Source organism: Frankia sp. CgKIO3, assembly GCF_977946435.1.
The window spans coordinates 1-5,663 of record NZ_CDWTMO010000214.1 but is presented as its reverse complement, the minus strand read 5'-3'; the positions used below and the strand labels follow the sequence as shown (position 1 = coordinate 5,663).

At 68.1% G+C, this 5,663-nt stretch carries 4 protein-coding genes and 1 pseudogene; 2 read left to right on the top strand and 3 right to left on the bottom strand.

Annotated features, from left to right (window positions below; translation table 11 throughout):
• Positions 1-119: 119 nt before the first annotated feature.
• Together AC08OJ_RS18135 and AC08OJ_RS18130 are read right to left on the bottom strand one after the other, a co-directional pair.
• Positions 120-434, bottom strand: a complete 315-nt coding sequence (locus tag AC08OJ_RS18135; RefSeq protein ID WP_043591342.1) for a hypothetical protein — start codon at positions 432-434, stop codon at positions 120-122.
• 441 nt (positions 435-875) lie between these two features.
• Positions 876-1,355 (bottom strand): DUF6544 family protein, encoded by a 480-nt coding sequence (locus AC08OJ_RS18130; protein WP_476594443.1) that lies wholly within the window; start codon positions 1,353-1,355, stop codon positions 876-878.
• A gap of 483 nt (positions 1,356-1,838) precedes the next feature.
• Between AC08OJ_RS18130 and AC08OJ_RS18125 the strand changes: the two genes are divergently transcribed.
• The gene (locus AC08OJ_RS18125) at positions 1,839-4,514 is read left to right on the top strand and encodes an FUSC family protein (RefSeq protein ID WP_476596356.1); all 2,676 of its coding nucleotides are present in this window, start codon (positions 1,839-1,841) and stop codon (positions 4,512-4,514) included.
• 78 nt (positions 4,515-4,592) lie between these two features.
• Here AC08OJ_RS18125 and AC08OJ_RS18120 read toward each other — a convergent pair whose 3' ends face one another.
• Positions 4,593-5,246, bottom strand: a complete 654-nt coding sequence (locus tag AC08OJ_RS18120) for a hypothetical protein (RefSeq protein WP_476596355.1) — start codon at positions 5,244-5,246, stop codon at positions 4,593-4,595.
• Positions 5,247-5,514: 268 nt separating this feature from the next.
• Between AC08OJ_RS18120 and AC08OJ_RS18115 the strand changes: the two are divergent.
• A pseudogene (locus tag AC08OJ_RS18115) lies at positions 5,515-5,604 on the top strand (SAM-dependent methyltransferase); the annotation flags it as partial.
• Between the last annotated feature and the right edge of the window lie 59 nt (positions 5,605-5,663).

The window sequence follows — 5,663 nt, the reverse complement described above, 5'->3', positions numbered from 1 at the left end:
AGATCAAATGATCAACTTATTTAATGACTATCCCCGGAGCGACTGGAACCAGTAATCATCCGACAACCCGGCGGAGTTTCGCGTTCCGGCCGGTGTCGTCGGATCACCCGTCTATCGGGTTACTGCTGACCCCCGCCAAACGGCTGGCCCTGCTGCTGCTCGCCGCCCAGCCCCGAGGCGAAACGCTCCCCAGCGATTCCTCCACCCTGAACACCCGCGCCTACTCCCGCAAGCTCCAGGAGTCGGTTCTCGACGTACCGCTCGCTGTGGTGCGTCTTGTCCGCGATCCGCTGGACGAGGTCGTTGACGCTCGTCGCAGAGTCAAGGTCCGCCGGGCTCACCTGACCGAACTGGTCGAGGATTCGGTAACGAATCTGCCGCCAGTTCTGCCGCAGCTGCTGTTCCACCTGCTGCACCTGCTGCTGTTGAGCCATTTTCCCTCTTTCTCCTCTCGAGCAGAACACCCGGATGTGTGTCGGCCAGCACCGGCCAGCACGGGAGGCACGTTACCGCAGCCGAGCTGAGCGGCGTCAAACCCGAGAACCGATATGAATGTATCCTCACGCGTCCGACGTCCGGCACCTGAGAGCCGTATCAGAGCACATCGACCTCATACCGGTTGAAGAGACGACCGCAGCAGTATGGAACTCGTACCAAGGGAACAAAATGCCGTACTGCATAGGATTCTTGAAATCTCGGTTGAACAACGTGGTTGAACGACATGTCAGAGCGGCAGATATCCCGGACGATGGGCGGATGGTCAGCCGTCTGCTTTGCCGACGACTCGCCGTGCGCACGCTCGTCCGGGCGGCACGGCGCGTCCTCGCCAGCTGACCCATCATTGATCTTCTCCGCGCCGTCTGGCCTGACGGACTTCACCGCTGCCTGTGGCTCCCCCATGCAAGCATCTCATGTCGTGACCGGCTCAGGGAATCTGGACTACCTGGGAGGCAATGCTCAGGCCCGCCCCATACCCAATGAGCAGCGTCGAATTCGGAGCTCGAGCCATCGGCGACTGTGAACAGTCCAGCCAGCTTTCCGTGCATCCGACGGTGTCTCTGCCGGTAGATGTCCCAGCCGGTCATCGGCACGGGACCGAACCGGATACGTATCCGGAACAGCCGTGCGATCTGCAGGGCAGGGCTGGTGTTGTACTGCCAGGCCCCGCAGGGCATCCAGCGCATAGTGGGGCGGAGCCGGAACCGCCCGGTGAAGTGGGCGCGGAACGACCAGTCCCGCCGACGGCCAACGACTCCCATGTGGCGCAGGTACCGCTGGTCGGCGATGGGCAGGTCGGCGAGGTCGGCATCGCCGACCGCTGCCTCGTCCTCGGGCCGATCCGGCCCGTCCGGCATGGCCCCTCGGCGCTAGGCCATCGAGCGCAGCATCGAAGTCCATGCACAATCAGCTCGACACCCCAGGTCAACGGACGCTCCGGCTCGGCCGGGTCGCCGGTGTTGGCCTCCAGGCCGTGGATGAATGCGAACATGGCTCGACCAGGCTGACAGCCGCGCCACGATGGTCGGCCCCTGGTCGATGACCTCGTGCCAGGCCTCCGCCTACCGACAGGTAAGATCATCTGAACTGAGTGGCCTGGGATAAGCCTCCTCGTAGGTCCCCCTGCTCGAGGACAACACGGCCGGCGAGCGCGGCGGCCACCAACGTTCCCGAGGCCGGGTCCGCATGATTGCGCAGCGGCCGGATTGTGGGGAGCCAGTCACGATTCAGGGACCGCAAACCGTGCTCAGGTCCCCCGAATTCACCGGCCTTCGGCTAGGACAGTTCGGCTAGGACGGTTTAGTAGATACGGCGATGGTCCAGGGCAGATGGAGGGGCCGATGCAGGACGGATGGCTGGGACGGCTCACCAGAGCGTTCCCCGACGACCCCGGGCTGATCAACCTCAAGGCGGCCGGCCGGGTTGCCTTCGTCGCCCCCATGCTGCTGGCCGTCACCTATCTGGCTGGTGGGGACGTGCGGCTGAGCCTGTTCGCCTGGTTCGGCGCCTACACCCTGCTGGAGTTCATCGACTTCACCGGGCCGACCAAGACCAGGCTGTTGGCCTACGTCGCGTTCGCGATTATCACCGTCTCGCTCATCGTCATCGGCGCACTGTGCTCCCGGACACCCTGGCTGGCGGCGCCGGTGACCGCATTGGTCGCCCTGATCGTGCTGTTTTCCGGGGTCCTCAACGCGTATTTCGCCGCCGCCGGACGGGCCACGCTGATGGCCTTCGTCCTGTCGGTGATGACGCCTGGCCCGGTGTCGGCCATTCCGGAACGGCTCGCCGGCTGGGGGATCGCCATGGTGGTGGCCGTCACCGCGGCCATGGTGCTGTGGACGGAGCGGCCCCCAACACGGCTGCGTGCCGCACTGGCTCAGGCGTGTCGGTCGATGGCCGCCGGGGTGGCGTGGACAACCATGCCTTTTCCGCAGTCTGACGGGACCGGGGCGGACGAAGTTCCCCGGATCTGGACCGACGTGTTCCACCTGCGTCGCAGGTTCGCCGAGACCGCGCACCGGCCCAGCGGTGTCGGCGGGCGCACCGCGGCGCTGGGGTATCTCGTCGTAGACGTCAACTGGTTGGTCCCGTTCGCCGAACCGCGTGCGGACCGGAATCGGATCGCGGCGGCATGCTTCCCCCGCGAAGCTGCCGAGATCCACACCGCCGCCGCTGCCACGCTCGCCGCCGCTGCCGATCGACTCGACCGCGGTCTACGGCCGGGCGAGCGGCTCGGCCTGGACCGTTTGGAGCGGGCTGAACGGAGGATGCGCACAGCCCTGCTGGACTACCTGGAGGGGCGAGGCAGCCGGCCGGCGCCGGACGCTGACAGGTGGACCGCCCGATCGGCCCAGAAGACGGATGATCTCGTGGTCGCCGAGGCGGAGCAGCCGTCGGCTGACCTCGCGATCGCCGAAGCGTTCCGGCTGCGCAGACTGGCCCGGGGGACCCGAGAGCTGGCGATGAACGTGCTGCAGGTGACCGCGCCGGCACCGGCGCTGCGCTCCTGGGCGCGGCCGCGGGGCTGGCCCGCCAGGCTAAGGCGGCTCACCCGGCGAGGCGTCGCCGCCACCGATCTGGCCGCCGGCTATGCCAGCATCCGGTCGGTGTGGTTCCGCAACAGCGTCCGCGGCGCCGTGGGACTCGCCCTCGCTGTCGCCCTGGCCCAGAACACCGAGGTGCAGCACGGCTTCTGGGTGGTGCTCGGTACCCTATCGGTGCTGCGGTCGAACGTGGTGGCGACCAGCTCGACGATCCTGCGGGGCCTGCTGGGCACCGGGATCGGTACTGTGGTGGGTGGCCTGTTCGTCGCCCTGATCGGCACCCACACCGTAATATTGTGGCCGCTGCTGCCGCTGGCCGTGTTCGTCGCCGGCTACATGCGGCGGAAGTCGTCCTTCGCGCTGGGCCAGGCAGGCTTCACCGTCGCCATCCTCATCCTTTTCAATATCATTGAACCGTTAGGCTGGCGGATGGGGCTGGTCCGCATTCAGGACGTCATGATCGGCTTCGGGGTGAGCCTGGCCGTGGGAGCGCTGCTGTGGCCGCGAGGAGCGGCTGCGGTCATCCGACGTCGCGCCGCCGCGGCCTACCGGATGGGCGCGGCCTTCCTCGCCCTGGTCGTCATGCGGGCACCCGGTGATGACGATCCGCCCAGCGCCCGGCCGCGGACCTCGCCCTGGCTGGACCCGGCCTATACCGATATGTCGGACCATCCGGACGGCCCCGCAGATACCATCGGTGCGCTCGTGAGCCGGGTCGACACATCCCGAACGGTCGACACCTCCCGAACAGAGGGCATCTTCCGAACAGCCGATGCCTCCCGAACAGAGGGCGCCGACACCGCAGGCTCGGACGACGCGGCCCTCCGCCGTCCCAGCCGGGACCAGCAGGTGGCCGCCGCGGCCCGCGATGCCATCCGCGCCGGGCGGCTGCTCGACGACGCGGTCCGTCAGTACCTGTCGGAGCAGCCTGACGGCCGGCTCGAGGTCGACGCGCTCATGACCGTCGTCGGCGGGGCGCTGCGGCTGCGCCGGACCGCGCAGCTGCTGCACGCCGGCGACGTGCCCTGGCCGGCGGACATCCTGCGGGCCGGGGGCGGCGTCAGCATGATCGCCTCGACCATGGAGATCTCCGCCGCGCTGCCCGATCTGGCCGCCGCCCAGGAAGCGGTCATGGTGGAGACGACCGAGCTGTGCGACTGGTACCTGCGGTTCGCCGAGGCACTCGGCGACGGCAAGCCTCCGCCACCGGCAGACCCGAACCCCAGTCCCGGCTCGGCCAGCATGGCGGCGCTGGCCGTGGTGCGTCATGGCGCCGCCGCGCACCGACGCCCGGAACTGCGCGCCGGCGTGGCGCTCGCAGCACGCGCGACCTATCTCGACATCCTGCGTGGTCTGCAACCGATGCTCACCGACGCGGGCATGGCGCTCGTGCACCAGGGCCCCGCTGGGAGCCGCGGCTGGGCGGCCGGCGTACGACCCCGGCGGACTCGCCGGACGCCACGCTGGTGAACCGATCCGTTCGCCGACTTCGTTACGATTGCCCGTCGTGGCGCAGGTGTCCCACCTGCGCCACGACGGTCGATCAGTTCACCTGGGCGTGCCGCCGGCCGTCGGGACGAGCCTGCCGCAGGCCGCCGGGTCGGTTGCCTCCTCGGGCAGGGCCGGATTGAGCTCGCTGCGGCCGGGGCCATCGTAGCGGCCGTTGTGGCTGAAATCGACGCCGTGCTGTTCGATCACGCCCTCACCGGCCCGCAACTGCGCGGCTACCGCCGGGGTGACCGTGAACGTGCGGTGGTAGGTCGCATTCCCAACCGGGAACCTCGCCACCGCCACCTCGCTGGCCGGGCTGGTGTCGCCGGACGTGATCAGCGACACCGCGACCGGGCCACGCCACGGTTTGCCGTCGACGGTCCGGAAGCGGCCGTGGACGCCGGTGCCGGTCACGTCCGGCGGTGGGCAGACATGGCGGCCACCGATATGGATATGCTGCGCGTGCGGCAGACCCGGCGCCAGCCCGCGACTGGAGATCGAGATGGTGAGTTGGTCGCCCCGCAGAATCGCGGTAGCGGTGCTGTGGGCGCCGGAATGGTTCAACGGCATGAGTGTCGCTTGAAGGAAGGTCTCCGCGGCGCCGGAGCCGGGCGTCGGCCCGCCCCGGCCACCGCCGGCGGCCGCGGGTGCCGCGGCAAGCGCCGACAGGACCCCCAGCCCGACGGCGGACAGCAACACCTTTCGAATCAACTGACTACCCATAGTCATGAAGCTATAGAAGGACGCGGGCCCGGACGCGTCAAATCGACCGACCAGGCCGGTTGAGAGTACATGTCCCGGTAGTTGATCCGCCGCCATTTGCGATAGCTATACCCTCAAATCGGCAGCCGAGGCTGGCCCACAGGCCACATTCCGTCTGGATCTTCCTGCTTCGCCGGGTGCACCCGGCCGAGCCAGCGTAAGGAGAGACGTAGCTGAGCAGCACAATGGCACCGGGAACCCGACGGACCATCCGAAGATCGACACGGCGACGCCGCATTCAGCTCGGATCTGAAACTACTGGATGGGCGGCAAGGACAACCACCCGGTGGACCGCGAGGCCTCGGATGATCTGACTTTTGAAGGTTTCGCGCGGTCCTACCTACCGATAACGGGGAAGTAGGGGAT